This is a genomic window from Asticcacaulis sp. AC460, from assembly GCF_000495795.1.
Classification (GTDB): domain Bacteria; phylum Pseudomonadota; class Alphaproteobacteria; order Caulobacterales; family Caulobacteraceae; genus Asticcacaulis.
In genome coordinates, this window is sequence record NZ_AWGD01000088.1 from 1 (window position 1) to 210 (window position 210).

At 63.8% G+C, this 210-nt stretch carries 1 protein-coding gene; it reads right to left on the reverse strand.

Annotation, left to right across the window (positions count from 1 at the left end):
- Positions 1-210 (reverse strand): POTRA domain-containing protein (locus ABAC460_RS48005; protein ID WP_035426723.1); only part of this gene is annotated, 210 nt, incomplete at both ends.

Below are 210 nucleotides of genomic sequence, written 5' to 3' on the forward strand. Positions count from 1 at the left end.
GCTTTCGACCACGGTCACCACCATCTCGCTGCCCTGCATCTGGATCTGGACGTCCGAGAACAGGTCGGTGCGGTAGAGGGTCTTGACGGCCGTGTCGATCAGTTCGGCATCGACCGTCGCGCCGGCCTGGAACGGCAGGTAGGAGACGATGGTCTGGCTGTCGATACGCTCGTTGCCTTCGACCCGGATGGCGCTGACATAGGCGGTCGC